General features: G+C 65.9%; 23 protein-coding genes. 13 read left to right on the top strand and 10 right to left on the bottom strand.

What is annotated here, in order from left to right:
- Genes lptC through WC729_RS20480 form a run of 3 tightly spaced genes read right to left on the bottom strand, consistent with a single transcriptional unit; the run spans position 1 to position 2,127 of the window.
- Complete coding sequence (lptC, locus tag WC729_RS20490) at positions 1-639, bottom strand: LPS export ABC transporter periplasmic protein LptC (protein ID WP_372856247.1); 639 nt, start codon at positions 637-639, stop codon at positions 1-3.
- Positions 640-680: 41 nt separating this feature from the next.
- Positions 681-1,301, bottom strand: a complete 621-nt coding sequence (locus WC729_RS20485) for a ribonuclease D (RefSeq protein ID WP_372856245.1) — start codon at positions 1,299-1,301, stop codon at positions 681-683.
- Positions 1,302-1,332: 31 nt separating this feature from the next.
- Positions 1,333-2,127 (bottom strand): TerC family protein, encoded by a 795-nt coding sequence (locus tag WC729_RS20480; protein WP_372856243.1) that lies wholly within the window; start codon positions 2,125-2,127, stop codon positions 1,333-1,335.
- A gap of 198 nt (positions 2,128-2,325) precedes the next feature.
- Here WC729_RS20480 and WC729_RS20475 point away from each other — a divergent pair, with 198 nt between their 5' ends.
- Together WC729_RS20475 and WC729_RS20470 are read left to right on the top strand one after the other, a co-directional pair.
- Complete coding sequence (locus WC729_RS20475; protein WP_372856241.1) at positions 2,326-3,141, top strand: cold-shock protein; 816 nt, start codon at positions 2,326-2,328, stop codon at positions 3,139-3,141.
- Positions 3,142-3,284: 143 nt separating this feature from the next.
- Positions 3,285-3,791, top strand: coding sequence for a thioredoxin family protein (locus WC729_RS20470; protein WP_372856239.1), 507 nt, complete (start codon positions 3,285-3,287; stop codon positions 3,789-3,791).
- 156 nt (positions 3,792-3,947) lie between these two features.
- Here WC729_RS20470 and WC729_RS20465 read toward each other — a convergent pair whose 3' ends face one another.
- Together WC729_RS20465 and WC729_RS20460 are read right to left on the bottom strand one after the other, a co-directional pair.
- Positions 3,948-4,781, bottom strand: a complete 834-nt coding sequence (locus tag WC729_RS20465) for an EamA family transporter (protein WP_372856237.1) — start codon at positions 4,779-4,781, stop codon at positions 3,948-3,950.
- Between the two features lie 377 nt (positions 4,782-5,158).
- Positions 5,159-6,754, bottom strand: coding sequence for a cisplatin damage response ATP-dependent DNA ligase (locus tag WC729_RS20460; protein WP_372856641.1), 1,596 nt, complete (start codon positions 6,752-6,754; stop codon positions 5,159-5,161).
- An 84-nt stretch (positions 6,755-6,838) separates the two neighbouring features.
- Here WC729_RS20460 and WC729_RS20455 point away from each other — a divergent pair, with 84 nt between their 5' ends.
- Entirely contained in the window at positions 6,839-7,666 is an 828-nt protein-coding gene (locus tag WC729_RS20455) for a metallophosphoesterase (protein WP_372856235.1), read from the top strand.
- Between the two features lies 1 nt (position 7,667).
- Here the strand turns inward: WC729_RS20455 and WC729_RS20450 are convergent, their stop codons facing one another.
- From WC729_RS20450 to WC729_RS20435, 4 genes are all read right to left on the bottom strand, one after another.
- Positions 7,668-7,853: a DUF1328 domain-containing protein gene (locus tag WC729_RS20450; RefSeq protein WP_372856233.1), complete on the bottom strand. Its 186-nt coding sequence runs from the start codon at positions 7,851-7,853 to the stop codon at positions 7,668-7,670.
- Between the two features lie 56 nt (positions 7,854-7,909).
- Positions 7,910-8,407, bottom strand: coding sequence for a Dps family protein (locus WC729_RS20445; RefSeq protein WP_372856231.1), 498 nt, complete (start codon positions 8,405-8,407; stop codon positions 7,910-7,912).
- 99 nt (positions 8,408-8,506) lie between these two features.
- On the bottom strand, positions 8,507-9,073 hold the full coding sequence (locus WC729_RS20440) for a TMEM165/GDT1 family protein (RefSeq protein ID WP_372856229.1): 567 nt from the start codon (positions 9,071-9,073) through the stop codon (positions 8,507-8,509).
- Between the two features lie 9 nt (positions 9,074-9,082).
- On the bottom strand, positions 9,083-9,400 hold the full coding sequence (locus WC729_RS20435; protein ID WP_372856227.1) for a hypothetical protein: 318 nt from the start codon (positions 9,398-9,400) through the stop codon (positions 9,083-9,085).
- Between the two features lie 166 nt (positions 9,401-9,566).
- Between WC729_RS20435 and rpmG the strand changes: the two genes are divergently transcribed.
- Complete coding sequence (gene rpmG, locus WC729_RS20430) at positions 9,567-9,734, top strand: 50S ribosomal protein L33 (protein WP_034157855.1); 168 nt, start codon at positions 9,567-9,569, stop codon at positions 9,732-9,734.
- Positions 9,735-9,827: 93 nt separating this feature from the next.
- Here rpmG and WC729_RS20425 read toward each other — a convergent pair whose 3' ends face one another.
- Positions 9,828-10,190 carry a response regulator gene (locus tag WC729_RS20425; RefSeq protein WP_372856225.1) on the bottom strand — a complete coding sequence of 121 codons (363 nt, stop codon included), beginning with the start codon at positions 10,188-10,190 and terminating at the stop codon, positions 9,828-9,830.
- 40 nt (positions 10,191-10,230) lie between these two features.
- On the opposite strand from WC729_RS20425, the gene WC729_RS20420 reads away from it, so the two are divergent.
- From WC729_RS20420 to WC729_RS20380, 9 genes are all read left to right on the top strand, one after another.
- Complete coding sequence (locus WC729_RS20420) at positions 10,231-10,503, top strand: DUF3572 family protein (protein WP_372856223.1); 273 nt, start codon at positions 10,231-10,233, stop codon at positions 10,501-10,503.
- Complete coding sequence (locus tag WC729_RS20415; RefSeq protein ID WP_372856221.1) at positions 10,500-11,123, top strand: HAD family hydrolase; 624 nt, start codon at positions 10,500-10,502, stop codon at positions 11,121-11,123. The genes WC729_RS20420 and WC729_RS20415 overlap by 4 nt, the downstream gene beginning before the upstream one ends.
- A gap of 82 nt (positions 11,124-11,205) precedes the next feature.
- The gene (locus tag WC729_RS20410) at positions 11,206-11,673 is read left to right on the top strand and encodes a RidA family protein (RefSeq protein WP_372856219.1); all 468 of its coding nucleotides are present in this window, start codon (positions 11,206-11,208) and stop codon (positions 11,671-11,673) included.
- A 62-nt stretch (positions 11,674-11,735) separates the two neighbouring features.
- Positions 11,736-13,307: a TnsA endonuclease N-terminal domain-containing protein gene (locus tag WC729_RS20405; protein WP_372856217.1), complete on the top strand. Its 1,572-nt coding sequence runs from the start codon at positions 11,736-11,738 to the stop codon at positions 13,305-13,307.
- A gap of 1,029 nt (positions 13,308-14,336) precedes the next feature.
- A complete protein-coding gene (locus WC729_RS20400) occupies positions 14,337-15,164 on the top strand; it encodes a hypothetical protein (protein WP_372856215.1) in 828 nt (275 codons plus the stop codon).
- Complete coding sequence (locus tag WC729_RS20395) at positions 15,161-15,745, top strand: phosphoribosyltransferase family protein (protein WP_372856213.1); 585 nt, start codon at positions 15,161-15,163, stop codon at positions 15,743-15,745. The genes WC729_RS20400 and WC729_RS20395 overlap by 4 nt, the downstream gene beginning before the upstream one ends.
- Positions 15,746-15,756: 11 nt before the next feature.
- The gene (locus WC729_RS20390) at positions 15,757-16,395 is read left to right on the top strand and encodes an MBL fold metallo-hydrolase (RefSeq protein ID WP_372856211.1); all 639 of its coding nucleotides are present in this window, start codon (positions 15,757-15,759) and stop codon (positions 16,393-16,395) included.
- Complete coding sequence (locus WC729_RS20385; RefSeq protein ID WP_372856209.1) at positions 16,396-17,031, top strand: HAD family hydrolase; 636 nt, start codon at positions 16,396-16,398, stop codon at positions 17,029-17,031.
- 39 nt (positions 17,032-17,070) lie between these two features.
- Positions 17,071-18,384: a hypothetical protein gene (locus WC729_RS20380; protein ID WP_372856207.1), complete on the top strand. Its 1,314-nt coding sequence runs from the start codon at positions 17,071-17,073 to the stop codon at positions 18,382-18,384.
- The last annotated feature ends 154 nt before the right edge of the window (positions 18,385-18,538 follow it).

The following is an 18,538-nucleotide window of genomic DNA, read 5'->3' as shown; positions in this document are numbered from 1 at the left end:
CTATCTCGCCCTTCGCGGCACGATCCGCAAGCGGGCGTTGCCGTCAAGTTTGACGATATGCTGCTCGAGATCGGCGGTCAGGCGCGATGCGCTGAACGTGCCCTGCGGCACCTTGCCGGTCACCGCGCCGCCGCTCTGCAGCTTGCGCGTCTTCAGATCGACCGTCGCGTCATGCGTGTCGAGCTGATAGCCGTCGGTCGTGTTGAAGCGGACCGGGCCGTCGACCATGACCTGCTGGCTGTCCATGTTGTAGCGGCCGCGATCGGCGACGAGCCGCGCCGGCCCGTCGGTCAGCCCGATCTCGGCGGAGAGCTGGCTGAGCTGAACGATCGGTTCGGCCGAAGTCTTCTGCACGGCGGAGCCGGCATTGATCGCAAAGGCCTGGCCCTTGCCGTCCTCGCCGCGATAGGTCGCCGACTGGATGCGCAGCCGCTCCTTGGCGACCTCGACCTTGTTCTTGTCGAGCAGGAAGCTGACATCGCCGCTGCCGGCGAGCGGCATCATCACGAGGAAAGCGGAGAGAACGCCGATCAGCAGCGGCAGCACGATGCGCAGCGTGCCGACGACCCGGTCGTGGCTGCTCCCGGGCGACGCCCAGATCTGGCGCGCCGAGCGGACGCTGACCGCGGCCTCAGACATGGGACTCCCCGCCGGGGGAGATGCCCTGAGGGAAAAGGGCGTCAGATATGCGCAAAAATATCCACCTCGGGCCAGCCGGCGAGATCGAGATCCGCGCGCGAGGGCAGGAAGTCGAAACAGGCCTGGGCGAGCGCGGTCCGGCCCTCGCGGGCGAGGCGCCGGTCGAGTTCCTCGCGGAGCTTGTGGAGATACCGCACGTCGGACGCAGCATAGTCCTTTTGCGCATCGGACAGAACCGGGCCGCCCCAGTCGGACGATTGCTGCGCCTTGGAGATGTCCTGTGCGAGCAGCTCGCGGACCAGCTCCTTCAGGCCGTGCCGGTCGGTATAGGTGCGCACCAGCCGCGACGCGGTCTTGGTGCAATAGGCGGGCGCCGCATCGACCTTGAGATAATGCTTGATCGCGGCGAGATCGAAGCGCGCGAAATGATAGAGCTTCACGCGATTCCGGTCGGCCAGCAGCGCGCGCAAATTGGGCGCGGCATAGTCGCTGCCGGGGGAGAAGCGCACGAGATGCTCGTCCGGCCCGCCATCGGAAAGCTGGACGACGCACAGCCGGTCGCGCGGCGTGATCAGCCCCATGGTCTCGGTATCGACGGCGATGTCGACGCCCGGTTCGAACAGGCCGGCGGGAATGTCTTCTTCGTGCAGATAAACGGTCATGACGCCCGCCTAGACGCGAACGGGCTCATGCTCAATGCCCGCCGCCCGCCGCCTTCTTCCGCTCGCGCGCCTTGCGGGACCAGATGTTGAGCGATTCGACCCCGGCCGAGAAGGCCATCGCGCTGTAGATATAGCCCTTGGGCACATGCACGCCGAAACCGTCGGCGATCAGCACGACACCGATCATCAGCAGGAAGCCGAGTGCGAGCATCACCACCGTCGGATTGCGCGCGATGAAATCGGCGAGCGGGTTGGCGGCGAACATCATCACCCCGACCGCGATGACGACGGCGATGATCATCACCGGCAGATCGTCGGTCATGCCGATCGCGGTCAGGATCGAATCGATCGAAAAGACCATGTCGAGCAGCAGGATCTGGATGATCGCGGACCAGAAACTCATCACCGCCCGGCCCTTCTTGTCGAGCGTCGCGCCCGATTCGTCGGGGTCCATGCTGTGATGGATTTCCTTGGTCGCCTTCCACAGCAGGAACAGGCCGCCGGCGATCAGGATCAGGTCGCGGATCGAGAAGGCGGTCTCGAAGCTCGGCTCGCCATGCGAATCGAGTCCGCCGGTCAGCCCCAGGTCGAACACCGGCACGGTCATGCTGGCGATCCAGGCGATGGTCGACAGCAGCCCGAGGCGGAGGATCAGCGCCAGGCTGATCCCGACGCGGCGAACCTTGACCCGCTGGTCCTCGGGCAGCTTGTTCGACAGGATCGAGATGAAGATGAGATTGTCGATGCCGAGCACCACCTCCATCACGATCAGGGTGGCCAGCGCCGCCCAGGTGGCGGGGTCGGAGAAGAGCGTGATGAAGGACATGGTGTGGCTCTGCCGCCTCACCTGAGGCGAAGCAAGCGAGCTGTGCCGCATTTCGGACGAATTTATTCGCAGGCTAAGGGGAATTACGCTACACCGACTCGGTGGCGCGATAGGTTTGGCGTCCGAACAACCGCGTTTTTCGTCCAGCGCGGGCGTGTTGATATGGCGATTTGGGCGAGCCGGGAAGACGAACAGGGCATGAGTTTCGATAAAGGACGCCGCGGGGATCGCGGTGGGCGTGGGCGCGACAAGCGCGACGGTTTCGGCGGTGACGATTTCGGCGGCGGCAGCAGCTTTGGCGGTGGTGACCGCTTTGGCGGCGGCGGCGACCGTTTCGGTGGCGGTGGTGATCGCTTCGGCGGTGGCGGCGATCGCTTCGGCGGCGGCGGTGGCGGCGGCGGTTTCCGCAGCGGCGGCGGTGGCGGCTTCGGCGGCGGTGGTGCTGGCGGCGGTGGCCGCGGCATGCCCCCGCAGGTCGTCGGCGAAGGCACCGGCGTGGTCAAATTCTTCAATGGCCAGAAAGGTTTCGGCTTCGTCGTTCGCGATGACGGCGGCGAGGATGTGTTCGTGCACATCTCCGCGGTCGAGCAGGCCGGCCTGACCGGTCTGGCCGAGGGTCAGCCGCTCGGCTTCACCCTGGTCGATCGTGGCGGCCGCATCTCGGCGACCGACCTCAAGATCGAGGGCGAGCCCCTCCCCGTCACTGACCGCGGCCCGCCGCGCGACCGTGATGCGGGTCCGGGCGGTCCGCGCGGTGGTGCAGGTGCCGGCGGTGCCGGTCCGGCGCGTCAGCTGACTGGCGAGAAGGCGACGGGCACCGTCAAGTTCTTCAACGCGATGAAGGGCTTCGGCTTCATTCAGCGCGACGATGGCCAGCCCGATGCGTTCGTGCACATCTCCGCGGTCGAACGCGGCGGCATGACCAGCCTCAACGAGGGCGACCGGCTCGAATTCGAGCTCGAGGTCGATCGTCGCGGCAAATATGCAGCGGTGAACCTCACCTCGATCGCATAAGGTCCCAGGGCAAAACCCTGTTTCCCGAGGCGAGAAGATCAAGACCCGGCATGCTTTGGGGCGTGCCGGGTTTTTCTTTGTTGTTTTCCAGGGCGAGTCGTCTTTAATTCATAGTGAATCGCTATGAATTAGAGGACCGGCTCATGCGTACCCTGTTCGTTGCCCTGCTTTCCCTTGCGCTGGCCGCGCCCGTCGGCGCCGCCAGCCCGCCGCGCGTCTCGATCGCCAGCTTCGAGCAACTCGCCAAGCCCTTGCCGCTTCCCTATGACGGGCAGGCCAATGCGCAGGCTGTCGTCGCGGCCGCCAAGGCGCGGGCCAGGGCCCGGCACAAATTGCTGCTGATCGACCTGGGCGGCAATTGGTGCCTCGATTGCCGGCTGCTCGCGGGCACGATGGATCTTCCTCAGCTCCGGAAATTCATCGCCGCCAATTACGAGGTGGCGATCGTCGATGTCGGCCGGTTCGACAAGAATCTCGATATCCCGGCGCATTACGGCATCAAGGACCGTCTGGAAGGCGTGCCGAGCGTGCTGATCGTCGATCCGCGCACTGACCGGCTGATCAATCAGGGCCGCACCGCCGCTTTGGCCGATGCGCGCAGCATGACGCCCCAGGCGCTGGCCGACTGGCTCGCCGGCTGGGCGAAGTAACCCGTCGCTCCTTTCTACGCTCCCCGGCGGAGGCCGGGGACCAGTCGGGGGACGATCATGGCGAGGTGCTGCGCACCGTGATAACCACCTTTCCAACTGGGCCCCGGCCTCCGCCCGGGAGCCAAACACCAAGTGTGAAGCAGCCCCATCCGGGTCTCACCCGGTAAGGATCAGCGCCGCACCGGCCAGGATGCCGAACACCCCGATCACGCGTCCGGTGGTCGCGCGCTCCTTCAAAAAGAAGATCGAGATCAGCAGGGCCGTCACCATGCCGGTCTCGCGCAGCGCCGCAAGCGGCGCGGTCGGGCCGAGCGAGAAGGCAGTGAGCGCGAGGCCATAGGTCAGGATCGACAGCGCCCCGGCGATCGCCCCCGGCCGCCACTGCGCCCGCGCCGCGGCGAACATCGCGCCGCGCGACAGGATACCGAACATCGCGACCACCACCGCGCCCATCTGGACGAACACCCAGACGATATAGCTGGCGGGGCTCGGTGCCGCGCGTACGCCGATCGCATCGACCACGGTATAGCCGGCGATGCACAGGCCGGTCAGCAGCGACCAGCCGAGCGCCGCCCGGCCGAGATGCCGCCCGGCGATCATCAGGAACATCGCGGCGCCGATCAGCGCGATCCCGGCGATCTGGCCGGTCGTGGCATGCTGGCCGAGCAGGCCGATCGTCACGCCGGCGGTGACCAGCGGCGCCGTGCCGCGCAGCACCGGATAGACCGCGGAAAGATCGCCGACCCTGTACGCCCGGACGAGGAAATAGAGGTAGAAGCCGTGGATCACCGCGCTCGCTGCGAGATACTCCCAGGCGCCGTGCGGCAGCGGCACGAACAGGGTGGCGGGCAGCAGGATCAGCGCGCTCGTCCCGTCGGTGACGGCGCGGCCCGCGGCCTTGTCGCGCCCGCCCTTCACGATCGCGTTGACCGCTGCGTGGATCGACCCGGAAGCAATCATCAGCAGGGCGGCAAGCGTGTAGGGCGGCATCAGCGACGCATGGAGTCAGGCGCCCCCGCTGACAAGCTTGCCGCGCCCGATTCAACGGCGCGCTGCGTCGGATATCATGCTGCCCCCGTCACGCGGATCGGCGACGGCATGACGATTCGGACTTTTCTTCCTGCAACTACAGGTGAAGGTGAATGGAGCATTGCATAAGCGACTCTCACATTGCGCAAGAAATTCTGTAATACCGTGACGCAATGTGTTCACGCGTGTTTCTCGGAGGGCGCGCCATTCGTCGGCAGCTCTTGCCTGTCGGCGGCCGACCGCGAAAGTATCTCAATCCGAGAAAATACGTTAACCGACTCTCGCATTCGATCGAATATTACTCGAATTTCCGGATTTCCGCGCGAACGACTTGCGCCTCAGGTGATCAGCCGACGGAGCGCCGCGACCGTGTCGGCTTCCGCGGCCGGCTTGTCGGTGCGGATACGGGCGATGCGGGGGAAGCGCATGGCGACGCCGGATTTGTGGCGTTTCGAGTCGTGGATCGAATCGAACGCGATCTCCAGCACCAGGGTCTTCTCCACCTCGCGCACCGGCCCGAAACGGTTGAGCGTGTGCCCGCGCACGAAGCCGTCGAGCATCTTCAGCTCCTCGTCGGTGATGCCCGAATAGGCCTTGCCGACGGGCAGCAGCTCGCCCTCCTCGGTCCAGCAGCCGAAAGTGTAATCGGAATAGAAGGAGGATCGCCGGCCATTGCCGCGCTGCGCATACATCATCACGCAATCGGCGGTCAGCGGATCGCGTTTCCATTTGTACCACAGGCCGACGCGCCGCCCGGTGACATAGGGCGAATCGCGGCGCTTGAGCATCACGCCTTCGATCGAGGCGTCGCGCGCGCCGGCGCGGATGCCCTCCAGCTCGGTGAAGTCGGCCGCGTCGATCACCTGGCTGACATCGAAGCGCTCCGGGTCGAGTCGCCTTGCAAAGGTCTCCAGCCTCGGCCGCCGGGCGGACCAGGGCAGCTCGCGCAAGTCCTCGGCGCCGTCGAACAGGATGTCGTAGAGCCGCACGAAGGCGGGATAGTCGGCCAGCATCTTCGCCGAGACGATCTTGCGCCCGAGCCGCTGCTGCAGCGCGTTGAAGCTGGCGGCACCCCCGCCTTCCTCCAGCGCGCCGCCCTGGAAACTGCCCTTCACCATCAGCTCGCCGTCGAGCACGCCGGGCGTGGTGAAGTCGCGCGCCACCTCCGGGAAGCTGCCGGTGATGTCGTCGCCGGCGCGGCTGTAGAGCCGGGTCTCGCCCCCGACATGGACGATCTGCACCCGGATGCCGTCCCATTTCCACTCGGCCGCATAGTCGTCGAGGCTGACGCGCAGGTCCTCGAGCGGATGGGCGAGCATGAACGGGCGGAACACCGGCACATCCGCGGCGGTCGGCTGCGCCCCGCGGCCCTCGGCCCAGGCGAACAGCGCGGCATAAGGCGGGGTAATGCCATGCCATACTTCTTCCACCGCTTCGACATCGAGCCCGAACGCCTGGGCGAGCGCGGTCTTGGCGAGCCGCGCCGACACGCCGATGCGCAGCGCCCCGGTCGCCATCTTGAGCAGCGCGAAGCGCTCGTCGGCATCGAGCCGGTCGAGCATGCCGGCCAGCGCAGCCGGCGCGTCGGAGCGGGAGAGCGCGCCGAGCCGGTCGACCACCTGCGCGACGGTCAGCGGTTCGCCGTCGGTCGGCGGCGTGGTCGGGGTGGGCCAGAGCAAAGCGACCGTCTCCGCGCTGTCGCCGACATAGTCGCGGCTCATGCGGAACAACACCGGGTCGACCCGCTCCTCGATCAGCGCGCGGATCATCGCCGGCTTGATTGCGGGCAGGTCGAGATCGCCGGTCAGCGCCGCCATCGCCCAGCCGCGATCGGGGTCGGGCGCCGACACCAGATAATCGGCGATCAGCTTCAGCTTCGCGTTGCGGGACCGGGTGTAGATCAGCCGGTCGAGAAGGTCGGCAAAGGCACGCATGATCTGCGGAACATGGCGGCGGCGCCAGGGTTCCGCCAGCATCATCGCGCTGGCGTCGGGCGCTGGCCCGTTTATGCTCGGGCGGTGCGCCGTTTCCTGCTCGTCCTTGCCTCGCTCGCTGCCCTTGCGCTCCTGCTGTTCGGCTGGGGCTTTCTCAACGCGCGGGCCGATCCCCTCGTCCGCCGGGAGAGCCTGGCGCTGCCGGACTGGCCGGTCGGCGCGCCGCCGGTGCGTGTGGTGCTGTTCAGCGACGTCCACATCGCCAGCGCGACGATGGATTCGGCCCGGCTGGCGCGCATCGTCGGGCAGGTGAACGCGCTCCGACCCGATCTCGTGCTGATCGCCGGGGATTTCGCCTCGGGCCATGATTCGGCGCGCGCGGCAGAGATGGCGCGGGGCCTGTCGCCGCTTGCCGGCCTGCGTACGCGCCTGGGCGTGATCGCGACCTTCGGCAATCATGACCACTGGACCGATCCCGCCCTGATCCGCCGCGCGCTCGAAGCGGCCAAGGTGACGGTGCTGGACAATCAGGCGGTGCAGCGCGGGCCCCTCGCGATCGGCGGTGCCGGGGATGCCTATACGCATCATCAGGACATGCCGGCGCTGATCGAGGCGATGCGCCCTCTCACTGGCGCGCGGATCGTGTTGACTCATTCGCCCGATCTGGCGCCGCAACTGCCGGCCGACATGGCCCTGTTGCTGGCCGGCCATACGCATTGCGGACAGATAGTGCTGCCGCTGTATGGGCCGGTCACTCATGTCGCGGCACCGCGCTATCGCTGCGGCATCATCCACGAAAAAGGCCGCACGGTCGTGGTGACCGGCGGCCTTGGCACCAGCACGGTGCCGCTTCGGTTCGGCGCGCCGCCGGACCTGTGGGTTCTCACCCTCGGTCCGGCGCCGCGGCGCTGATCTAGTCGATCGCGTTCTTCACGCCCTTGCCGGCCATCAGGCCGAGCACGAGCAGGATGACGAACACCGCAATCGCGACGAAGAACAGCAGCTTGGCGATGCCGATAAAGGTGCCGCCCAGCCCGCCAAAGCCGAGCAGCGCGAGGACGACCCCGATGACGAGGAAGATGATGGCCCAGCGAATCATGTCACTCTCCTGAAATATGGAAGCGAAACGATGCGCCGGGCCGGCTTGTTCCGTAATCAGCCCTTCCGGCTTGCCTCGAACAGGAACCAGGCGCGCTCCTCGGCCTCGTCGGTCCAGGTGTCGAGGATGCCGCTGGTGGCATTGTCCTTGGCCGTGTCGACGATATCCTTCGCTTCGCGCAGGCTCTCGACCAGCTTGAGATTGTCGTCGCGTAGCTCGGCCAGCATGTCGTCGGCCGAGACGAAGGGCGCGTCATTGTCCTTGATCGTCTGGTGGCGCGAGACGTCGCCGATCGACCGCAAGGTGGTGTTGCCGGTCTTGCGCACGCGCTCGGCAATGGCGTCGGTCGTCGCGAAGATCTGCGCCGCCTGGGCGTCGAGCATCAGGTGATAGTCGTGGAAGTGCGGCCCAGACACGTGCCAGTGGAAATTCTTGGTCTTGAAATAGATCGCGAACGAATCGGCCAGGATGCCGTTGAGTGCCTCGGCCACGGTCTTGGCGGCATTGGTCTTGATGTCGGTGGGGGTCTTCAGCGGGGCGGCTGGATCGGCCATGGTGGGGTTCCTCGGTTCGGGTTCGTTGCGAGAACGGTCCGGTAGCGCAAACGCTCCGCGTTCGCTGCCGGATTTGTCCCGATCACCGCAATCGAGACTCTAGATAAGACGCAGCGCCGAGAATCCGAGGATCGCGCCGACGACCAGGAAGAGGATGCTGATCGCGATGCGGATCGCGGCGAGCGGCAGCTTCCTGCGGGCATCCTCGCCGGCAAGGATCGCGGGCACGTTGACGACGAGCGCGCCGATCGTCGCGCCGACCGCGGCAAGCGCCGGTGCCGGGCTGCGCGCCGCCAGCGCCGCGGTGATGAACTGGGTGCGGTCGCCGAACGCCAGGATCGCAACGCCGAGGAAGCTGGTCAGGAAGGCGCCGATGCGCCAGCCGGAAAGGCAGTCGGGCGGCTTGATCGGGAACAGGGCGGAGCCGCCGGCAAGGACAAGCGCCATCGCAAGCAGCAGCGTCTGCGCGTTGGGTGCCATGCGCGGGCCGATGATCGCGCCGCCGATCGCGCCGATCGCGTTGATCAGCGCGAGCGCGATGGCAGTGCCGGCTATCACCGCGCCGGGCCGGGCGAATCGGGTCGAGAGGATGGCGGTCAGCCAGGGAGTCCGGTCGCTCGCCTGCGCGAGGATCGCCGCGACGAAGGCGGCCATCAGCGCATCCATGATCCTGCCCTAGCTGGAAAGGCGGACGGAGCAGGCGGCGGCGAAGGTCTCGCACGCCGCGCGGTCGTGCCGGTCGCAGCCGACCGCATCGCCGAGGATCGAGAGCCAGCCCTGGATCAGCGCCCCGCGCTCGCCGCGCGCCAGCGCCGATTCGAGCGCCTGGGTGACAGCGACGGCCGGGAACAGGCCGTGGCGATGGGCGATGCGGCGGATCGCGTCGATCTCCGACGCGATGTCGCCGATACGCTGGCCCGCCGCACGCGCGCCGATCATGCCGATTCGCGCTGCCAGTTCGGACTGTACCTGGTCGATCGAGACTTGTGTCATTGCCCTCACTCCCGCCTTTGGGAGGAAAGCTGCGCTCTCTATGGTAAACGGAGGGTTAACCGGGCTCTCAGGGTTGACATATCGGCGACTCTCCGCCATCGGGCAGCGCTTGAGAGCGGCGGCTTGTTCGCCGCTTTTGCTTTTTCAGCATACAGGATTTCAGGTCATGGCAAAGCCGACCACCGTCAAGATCAAGCTGCTCAGCTCGGCAGACACCGGCTTCTTCTACGTCACGAAGAAGAACCCGCGCACCAAGACCGAGAAGCTCAGCTTCAAGAAATATGATCCCGTCGTGCGCAAGCATGTCGAGTTCAAGGAAACCAAGATCAAGTGATCTTGCCGGCGGCGTAAGCCGCCGATCGGTCATCCCGGCGCAGGCCGGGATCCGGAGCCGCGAGGGGATGCCCTTCGCGGCTTTTTTGCGTATCTACAGCAAAGCCGCCACGGCATCGACGAAGCGGACCAGCGAGATCGGCTTCGACACATAGGCATCCGCCCCCGCGGCGCGGATACGCTCCTCGTCTTCTCGACCGGCATAGGCGGTCACCGCCATGATCGGGATCGCCTGCAGCGCGGGATCGGCCTTCAACTGGCCGATCAGCTCGAACCCGCTGACATGCGGCAGCTGGATGTCCATCACGATCAGGTCGGGCATGAACTCGCGGGCGCGCTCCACGGCCTCACGGCCGTCGCGCACTGGTTCGGCGGCATAGTCGTGCGCGCGGAGCAGGTCGCAGAAAAGCTTCAGGTTGAGTTCGTTGTCCTCGACAACGAGCACCTTCTTTGCCACGTCCGCGCATTCCCCGATTGTTCCGGATCGCTGATAGGCAATGCGCGCGCCAGAGACAAATCACGATGCCGCGGCGCTTGCCCTGCAAGCGCTGGTGTGGACGCTGGGCGAGCCCGCCCGGGCGGAACGGCTGCTCGATACGACCGGGCTCGATCCGGCCGAGTTGCGCGCGCGGGCGACCGATCCGGCCGTGCTCGCCGCGACGCTGAATTTTCTCGAAGCCTATGAACCCGACCTTGTCGCCTGCGCCGCGGACCTCCAGGTGAAGCCCGAAGCGATCGTCGCCGCCCGCCGCGCCCTGGAGTCCGAATGAAACCCCTGTTGATCTGCGATTGCGACGAAGTGCTGCTCCACATGGTCCGCCATTTCGGCGTGTGGCTGGGCGAGACGCACGATATCGACTTCTCCCCCAATGGCGCCGACTTCTCGACGAGCATGAAACGCCGCGACGGCACCCCCGCGCCAAGCCGCGAGGAGATGTGGGGCATGCTCGACCAGTTCTTTCCGGCCGAGATGGATCGTCAGACCCTGGTGCCGCATGCCCGCGAGGCGCTGGCCAGGCTGTCCGAGACCGCCGATATCGTCATCCTGACCAATCTGGGCGAGCTGTGCCGTCAGCCGCGCATCGAGCAGCTGGCGAAGTTCGGCATCGCGCACCGGGTCGAATGCAACCAGGGCGGCAAGGGTGGGCCGGTGGCGCGACTGGTCGCCGAGCATGGCGATCCGGTCACCGTGTTCGTCGACGATCTGGGCGTGCATCACGAATCGGTCGCGAAGCATGCGCCGCAAGTCCACCGGCTGCACATGATCTCCGAGCCGGCACTGGCGCCGAACGTGCCCATGGCACCCGCCGCGCATGCGCGGATCGACGACTGGCGCGAAGCCGAGACCTGGATCGCGGCACGGTTCGCCGCGGGGCTGCCCGCCGATTGATCGCCGCGGCTCCCGGCTTGTCGCAAGGGCGCCTTTCCTGCATCCGCAGGATCGACACTTCAGCATCAAAGAGGCGCTGCACATGACCGATCGAATCGACCGCAAGCTGGCGGAACTTGGCCTCACCCTTCCCGCGCCCGCCGCGCCGGTCGCATCCTATGTCCCGGCGGTCGAATCGGATGGCGTGCTCTATGTGTCCGGGCAGTTGCCGTTCAAGGACGGCGTGCTGATGACCGGGCGGCTCGGCGACGATGTCGATCTGGCGTTCGGGCAGGAGGCGGCACAGCGCTGCGCCCTGATGATCGTCGCGCAAATGAAGGCGGCTTTGGGCGGCCTGCACCGGGTCGAGCGGATCCTCAAGCTCGGCGTGTTCGTCAATTCGTCGGCCGGTTTCACGGACCAGGCCAAGGTAGCGAACGGCGCATCGGACCTGCTGTTCGCGCTGTTCGGCGAACCCGGCCGCCATGCCCGCAGCGCGGTGGGCGTGCCCGTGCTCCCACTCGGAGTCGCGGTGGAGATCGATGCGATCGTCCAGATCGCCTCGGCGTAAGAGGCGCTTTCGGATATGCTGCCGGCTTCGGTGATCGCCATGGCAAATGGACGGATCGGGACATGAAGCAGCGTCATGGACAGCCTTGGGAGCCGGCGGAAGACCGGAATCTCGAGACGGCGTTCAGGAACGGCGCTTCCACCGAGGATCTGGCCGCACGTCATGAGCGGGGTGCCGGTGCCATCAAAGCGCGGCTGGAACGGCTGGGGCTTGTTCGAACAATATCCCCGCCACCCATGTCCGAGCCGGTCCTCATGGAGCAGCAACAGCCGGAAACGCAGCTTTCGATAGGCATAGACCGGCTTGTCGCGGCCCTGGTCGATCTCAAGCAGCAGGTGGAGCGGGGACCGCTCGACCGGCATAGCGTTGCTGCGGTGGCACGGGAGTATGACCGTGTCGATGCGCTCTTGATGGCGACGATTGAGGTGCCCAAAGCGCCGGACGATGCGGAACAGGCCGGAGATCCCCTACCTGACCGTCTGCGCGAGGCATTGGCCGGGCTGGTAAGAGCCTGCGTTTCCAATCTCACGGACAGATTAGTCGCCATCCGGCTGCTCGGGTTGGACGGTGATGGCGAGCGCGTGACGCTCGCTCAGGTTGGCGGCGAGCTGGATCGAACGCCCGAGCGGATGCGGCAGCGGCGCAACCGGGCCTTCAGGAGCATCAATGCAGCGCTGCCGCGCAGGGTCGCCAGCGCAACCCGGCTTCGCGCCGTCCTGGCCGACCTGTCGGCTGACACGGACTGGACCGATCCGGCCGAGGCCGCCCGCGCTGTCGCCCGGTTGATCAATAGCAACTTTATGGCGGCCAGGCAGCTGACCCTGATGCTGATGCTGGCATCGGGCGCGGCTGGCCAGCTCAGATCGCTGCGTCGTGCTGCCGAACAGGCGGCGATGGACGCGTGCCGGGACCCCGAACTGCTCGGGCGTTGGCGGCTCGATCGTTGGCCGGATGCAGCGTCGAAAGCGATTCTGCGCGGTCAGTTCGCCTGCTTCGACGCGCTTCCCGAAGATCTGAACGGATTGAAACGCGCGCCTGCAGTGGGAAGCAGCGGAGAGGCCATTCCTCTGCGCAGCGACAAGCTGAACCGGATCGTGGCATGCGAATCGGCTATGGAGTTGAGGGTCTTCACCTGGCTCGAGCGGTCGAAGGAAGTCCGTTGGTATCAGGAGCAACCGCTCGCGATTCCGTATGCGGCCGAAGGACGGGACAGGCTCTATTATCCGGATGCCGTGGTGTGGGACCGGGAGGGCAGGCTCGTGGTGGTCGAGGTGAAACCGGTTTTCAACATGTTCCGCCAACGGACGCTCGAGAAGGGGCTGGCGGCGATCGGGCATCTGCAGCCGCGCGGCATCGGCTATCTCCTCGTCGATTCCTCGGGCTACACGCTCGCTGATCTCGCCGGTCATCCCTATGATCAGGCAAGTGCCGAAAAAGTGGAGGCCTTGTTCGCGAAAGGGCGCGCGCCCTTCAGTGTCGTCCGGGACATTCTTTCCGGCCGGCATGGCCGGTTCGATTTTGCCGCCTTCGTCTCGATGGTGGTGAATCGGGACTGGGCGGTCACCGACGTGCCGGTCACGATCTCTCGCTTGCCTGGCGGCCAGTCGTTCCGCCCATTGCTAGGGCTCGACTGACGCGGGTGGTTCCCGGTGCAATGCACGAGGAAGCGCAGTCTCGACTTCCGCGACGGTTCGCGGAAGAAATGGTGCCAGAAGAGAACTCACACTTTTAAAGCAAGATTTTGATATTAAATTCAATATCTTGAACCATAATTTCGGTGGCCCGAATTATGGCCCGACACTTCGACCGTAGCGGTGGTTCGAGTGTCGCTGTGCCCATCCGTTCCCGGCACCGAATCATACCAATTCGTCGCGAATGGCTCAAGACGTATGGAGAGATCTCATGCTGGCGCCGCTCGCCCTGACTCTGCCTGCATGGCGGCGGAGGCACCAGTATCGAGAGCAGGTCGCGCACGATCAGCTTAAGTCATTTCGCGCCCGAGGCCCGAGCGGCCGCCTGGGCCAGAACCAGCCATTCGCCCAACGCAGACCGGCCAGGCGGCTCCGCGCCCTCGTCGGTCGCTCGGCCGCGCACACCCGGTTCCTGAGAGCGCCGTCATTCAAATCCTTGCGGAGGCGCTGATGGTGGTAAGCGGCCAGTCCGCTTTCCGATGGCCGGCCTAACCGGACGCTCATTTATGTGACGAGGTTGGGGGTCTTCCGTAATCCAGCAAATGAGAGTGGAGAGGCTAGACCTCGCCTCCGCGGGCCTTGCGCGGATCGACGCGATCGTCGCCGAGGCCTTTCAGCTGCAGCCTAACATCACTGCGGCGCAGTTCCTTCAGTCGTCGACCAGCGCACACAAGCGATCCAGCAGATCGCTGCCTTCCTCGCGGCCAACCTGGACTTCGACGGTCCATCGGAAGAGCAGCGGATACGGCCCGTAACGGATCGCTGCCGCGCCCCACTGACTTGTTCGCGGCCGATGGGTTGTCTGAAGCTGGGGCCGGCACGATCCAGCGGTGAAGTGGCCACGGGGTGACCAAGGCTGCCCGCCGTTGCTGATCGGGGATCGAAACGCTGTTCCTCGCAGATTATTTTCTCGTGATCGGCCGCAGTCACCCAAATGGACCGGTCTGGATCGGCTCCATCTCGGAGGCCATCATGACATATCCCCAGATCGAGTTTCAGACTTTCATGCACGGGCGGCCGCGTACTTGCGGTGTGGTGCTCGACATCCGCGACACGGTCCGCGCGCCGGAGCGGGCGGAGATAGGCGCGTTGTGCGCACGCTCGATGCACAATCCGGCGGCGACCGCATCGGGCAAAATCGCGCTGCTAGCCGCAGACGGCATTCATGTCTTTCAGGCCGATGCACGCCAGAGCGTCCGTCGCGTGTGGTGCGGAAACGCCGTTGCGGCCGCGCTCGCCGTCGAGGCGTCGGCTGCGGCGCGCCTTGAGGTTCACGGCCCCGCAGGACGGCGCTGCACGGTCGAGAGCCGGTGCTCCGGCCCTTCAATCCAGCAGACGTGGACCTTCGAAGGCTCACCCAGGATAATCGATCGCGAGTGGCGTGGTCTTCGCGTCGCCATCGTCGGTTTCCTCAATCGGTATGCGATCGTCGAAGGACCGCTTCCTGACGGCGTCACACCAAGCGAAGCGCGCCTCGAACTCGTCGGCGCGTCACTCGACGCCAAACTGGCCGTCGTGGATCCTGGTCGGACTGATGTTGTTTCCTTCCACAACGCGGCCGGCGAGCATGGTGCTGCGCCGCTGACGGGCCTTGCGACACTGGGGCTGGCGCGGTTGCGTTGCTCGTGGCTCGCAATGCTCCTTGCGCGCGGTTCGATTCGTCACCTCGAAGGCGGGCGGCGGCACACCCAGGCACTGCCGCGGATTCTCACCAGCCCTCAGGGATGTCTCCGCATCGTCATGCCGGGGTTGGAAGTGGCCCTGAACGTGCCGGGCGCGGAATGGGAGATGGCAGCATGAACATCGTCCACGAGCTCGTTCAGCGCGGGCTGCTGCGCTTCCCGCCGTCAGGCACGTCATTTCCCGGCCGCGAGGGGCGCCCCAAGCGCTACGTCATCGATACGCGCGGTGCCGGTGCGGATCCCGAATTGCGGGGCCTGATCGTCGATCGCCTAGCCGAGATCGCCACCATGGGCGAAGCCTTCGATGTGATCGCCGGGGTCGCCAAGTCGGGCACCTGCTGGGCGGCATGGCTTGCATGGAAAAACCGTGTGCCGTTTGCCAACATTCTGCTCGACGGCGCGCGGGGCACGGGATTGCAGCGCGACGTTGAGGGCGAGGTCGCGGGCATGCGCGTCCTGCTCATCGATAACTGGGCGCGTAGCGGCAGCTCGCTGATCAGGGCGGCGGAGATCGCCGCGCGGGCGGGCGCCGTCACCGTTGGTGCGCTGACGATCACCCGTAACGAGGTCATCGCGCTGGGCTTCCCTCATCGGGTCGCCTGGGAACTCGGCGAATTGCTCGAGGCCGCAGCCGATGCGGGGCTCCACCTCCCCCTAAGCGACTCCGCGCCCGTCACGCCCAACCCACACGCTATTTGAGAGGAAAGATCATGCATCTGCATTTGCTCCATCAATCCGCCTTCGTCCTGCGCGCAGCCCATGGCGGCGCAATCGCCGTCGACCTCGGCTATGAAGTTCCCGCCGAGACGGTTGCCGGCCTGTCCGTCGAAGCGGTTCTCACATCGCACCTGCATCCGGACCATTTCCACCGTCCCCATCTCGACGCACTCGAGGTGCCGTTGTTCTGCCCCGAAGATGTCGCGGAAGCGATCGGCTCCCCCCCGTTTCGCGTGACGAAGATCACCGCCGGTGTCGAGTTCGACGTCGCCGGCTTCTCCGTCACGCCGTTCGCGTCGGACCATGGGCCCCATCTCAGCGCAGCGATCGACAACCTCGGTTTTGCCTTCTCGTCGGGCGACAAGAATTTGCTGTTTCTCGGCGACATGGCTGCCGCGTCGTCGATACCGCCGGGAAATTGGGACGCCATATTGATCCCGGTCGGTGGCTCGAAGGTGTTCAGCGCGGAGGAAGCAGCGGCCTATATCGCCGCGCTCGGTCACCGCGGCCGCGTCGTCCCCATCCATTTCCACGGCCGTAGCGACCGGGCGTGCGGCGAGCGGTTCGCCCTCCTGGCCGCGGATCTTTGCGATGTCCGTCTGCTCGGCGTCGGCGAGACGATGGAGGTATAGATGTCTTACGTAACCCGCCTCGGCTGGGATGCTGACGGGGTCGTGCTCGATTCGCGTGCGACTGCCTGGAGCGTCACCGAAGGCATTGTCGCCTTGTTCGGCCCCCGCCCGATCATTGGTTCGCAAGAACGCAATAAAGAAGCTTTCGGCAAGGCTGCCCAGGTGCGGATGGCAGGCACCGATGGCGCAACAACGCTCCGCGCGATGCACCGCGTGCTGATGCGCGCGCGGAGCGACGAGGTTGGCCGGTTCGACGCGGTGCTCGATGTCGTCGAGCAGTCCGCTATCCCGCCGCTACTGATCACGGCCGCCTATGCGCAGGGCGTTTACCAGGCGCTCGGCGATCGCGCGCGCCTGTTCGGCGCGATCCTCGGGCGGGAGGACGGCGCGAAGGATGCGCTGATCGCCCGCGCCGCGAGCGACGGCATGCGCTGGTATGTCACTGACACCGTGCGCGACCTCGCTCGTTGTCGCGCGGCCGGGGTCGGCGTGATCGCGGTGAGCTGGGGATATGATCCCCACCCCCGGCTCGCCGAGGCACGGCCCGACGCCCTCGCTACCACGCCCAAGGAGCTCGCCGACTGTCTGATGCAGCTCGGCTTGATGAACATCTGCAACATGACGAACGGGAGTTGAGAAATGCACAATACTGATTTCGGCACCATCGCCGCAGAATTGGGGCTTCGCGTCGCGGGGCACCTGTTTCCGTCGCTGTCGCAGATCGGGTCGACGGGCGGAATGCCACCGGCTCCGACCCGGGATTTCCGCCTGCGCTACCACGCGCCCGACATCACAAAGCCGAGCTTTTTCCTGATCGACGTCACCGTAACCGACAAGGGAGTGATCCACCTGATCGAGGTCAACGGCTCGAACGCTGCGTTGTCCAGCAGCGTGCGCGGTGAAGACCATGATCGCGCACGCCACATGGCATTTTGCTTCAACCTCAAGCCGCGCCCGGCTACGCCGGTGGTAGCACTGCTTGGGCACCAGCCTGGGTTCATTCACATCGCCGAATTCTATCGTCGTGCGGGTACCTTCGCGCGGGTCCTCAGCAATGACCATGCGGTCGCGTTGCGCGGTGCCGACGAAATACTCGGCGGGGAAGATGTCAGCATCGTCTGCGGACCGATCGCCGAGCTCGCGCCGCTCATCACCTGCGAGGCGGGATTCCTTCTGTTTCGCGGACGGCCAGTGACGTTCGCGTCAAATCCCAATGTGCTGCCGGAGCTGGTGCGGCTCGGCGTGATTGACCGTGACGGGATGACGTACGGGGTGCGAGACGATATTTTCCATGAAGGGGATTGCACCCCACTGGTTCATGACAAGGGCATCCAGCAGGCTCTGGCCGAGGGTACCGCGATCGCCCCCCTGGCATGGCGCGAGGCGCACGATGTCGAGACGTGGATGGACGCGACACGCTGGTTTCGCGAACAGGGACTGGTCTGCGTTGCGAAGATGAATTCTGGCAGCGGAGGTGCCGGGATTCAGGTGATCGCGCCAACGATGGGCGACCTTGAGTGCAAGGCGGCACTCGATCAGATACTGGCCGGCGCACGGGACAAACACGGCCCGGACGCGGATGCCACGGTATTCCCGGTGCGCCTGTTCCAGTTCGCGATGGCGAGCCCTTACATGCTCCACGGCAAGCCCCACCTCTGGGATCTGCGCCTGCAATGCCTGGTGTCGCCCGGCCGCGTCGACGTGCGACCCTGCGTCGTGCGCCTTTGCCCGGCGCCGTTCGATGGCAGCTATAGCTGGGACTCATGCGTGTCCAACCTCACCGGGCGCGACGCGACACGGGCAATGGCATTTCTGCGCGCGCCGGGCGGCGACCGGCGCAGCGTCCCGACCAGCGTGTTGGCCGGAATGGGCATGGACGAGCGCGCCATGGAAACCGTGATGCAAGGCTGCGCCGAATGGAGCGTCGCGGCGGCGCGCTGGGCGGCCCACCGGCAGGAGGCTACCCGACACAATCCTGCCCGGGGTTGATCGGCGGCAGCGACTGGAGGAAGCTGCGATAACCGGCTTCTTAGTACCTGCGAAAATAATTTCGCCGGCCATGCTCAAAAGCCGGAATCTGGGTCGCTCACATACAGGGGCTGCGCCGACCGGCGCACCACACGCTCCGAACGAACGGAAGGAC

It is taken from the genome of Sphingomonas sp. (genome assembly GCF_041661825.1).
Lineage (GTDB): Bacteria > Pseudomonadota > Alphaproteobacteria > Sphingomonadales > Sphingomonadaceae > Sphingomonas.
This window is presented reverse-complemented; position numbering and strand designations above follow the sequence as displayed.

Bases quoted from the DNA above. Each gene is read 5' to 3' on its own strand.
- lptC (WP_372856247.1), bottom strand. From the start codon at position 639: ATGTCTGAGGCCGCGGTCAGCGTCCGCTCGGCGCGCCAGATCTGGGCG.
- WC729_RS20485 (WP_372856245.1), bottom strand. From the start codon at position 1,301: ATGACCGTTTATCTGCACGAAGAAGACATTCCCGCCGGCCTGTTCGAA.
- WC729_RS20480 (WP_372856243.1), bottom strand. From the start codon at position 2,127: ATGTCCTTCATCACGCTCTTCTCCGACCCCGCCACCTGGGCGGCGCTG.
- WC729_RS20475 (WP_372856241.1), top strand. From the start codon at position 2,326: ATGAGTTTCGATAAAGGACGCCGCGGGGATCGCGGTGGGCGTGGGCGC.
- WC729_RS20470 (WP_372856239.1), top strand. From the start codon at position 3,285: ATGCGTACCCTGTTCGTTGCCCTGCTTTCCCTTGCGCTGGCCGCGCCC.
- WC729_RS20465 (WP_372856237.1), bottom strand. From the start codon at position 4,781: ATGCCGCCCTACACGCTTGCCGCCCTGCTGATGATTGCTTCCGGGTCG.
- WC729_RS20460 (WP_372856641.1), bottom strand. From the start codon at position 6,754: ATGCGTGCCTTTGCCGACCTTCTCGACCGGCTGATCTACACCCGGTCC.
- WC729_RS20450 (WP_372856233.1), bottom strand. From the start codon at position 7,853: ATGATTCGCTGGGCCATCATCTTCCTCGTCATCGGGGTCGTCCTCGCG.
- WC729_RS20445 (WP_372856231.1), bottom strand. From the start codon at position 8,407: ATGGCCGATCCAGCCGCCCCGCTGAAGACCCCCACCGACATCAAGACC.
- WC729_RS20440 (WP_372856229.1), bottom strand. From the start codon at position 9,073: ATGGATGCGCTGATGGCCGCCTTCGTCGCGGCGATCCTCGCGCAGGCG.
- WC729_RS20435 (WP_372856227.1), bottom strand. From the start codon at position 9,400: ATGACACAAGTCTCGATCGACCAGGTACAGTCCGAACTGGCAGCGCGA.
- rpmG (WP_034157855.1), top strand. From the start codon at position 9,567: ATGGCAAAGCCGACCACCGTCAAGATCAAGCTGCTCAGCTCGGCAGAC.
- WC729_RS20420 (WP_372856223.1), top strand. From the start codon at position 10,231: ATGCGCGCGCCAGAGACAAATCACGATGCCGCGGCGCTTGCCCTGCAA.
- WC729_RS20415 (WP_372856221.1), top strand. From the start codon at position 10,500: ATGAAACCCCTGTTGATCTGCGATTGCGACGAAGTGCTGCTCCACATG.
- WC729_RS20410 (WP_372856219.1), top strand. From the start codon at position 11,206: ATGACCGATCGAATCGACCGCAAGCTGGCGGAACTTGGCCTCACCCTT.
- WC729_RS20405 (WP_372856217.1), top strand. From the start codon at position 11,736: ATGAAGCAGCGTCATGGACAGCCTTGGGAGCCGGCGGAAGACCGGAAT.
- WC729_RS20400 (WP_372856215.1), top strand. From the start codon at position 14,337: ATGACATATCCCCAGATCGAGTTTCAGACTTTCATGCACGGGCGGCCG.
- WC729_RS20395 (WP_372856213.1), top strand. From the start codon at position 15,161: ATGAACATCGTCCACGAGCTCGTTCAGCGCGGGCTGCTGCGCTTCCCG.
- WC729_RS20390 (WP_372856211.1), top strand. From the start codon at position 15,757: ATGCATCTGCATTTGCTCCATCAATCCGCCTTCGTCCTGCGCGCAGCC.
- WC729_RS20385 (WP_372856209.1), top strand. From the start codon at position 16,396: ATGTCTTACGTAACCCGCCTCGGCTGGGATGCTGACGGGGTCGTGCTC.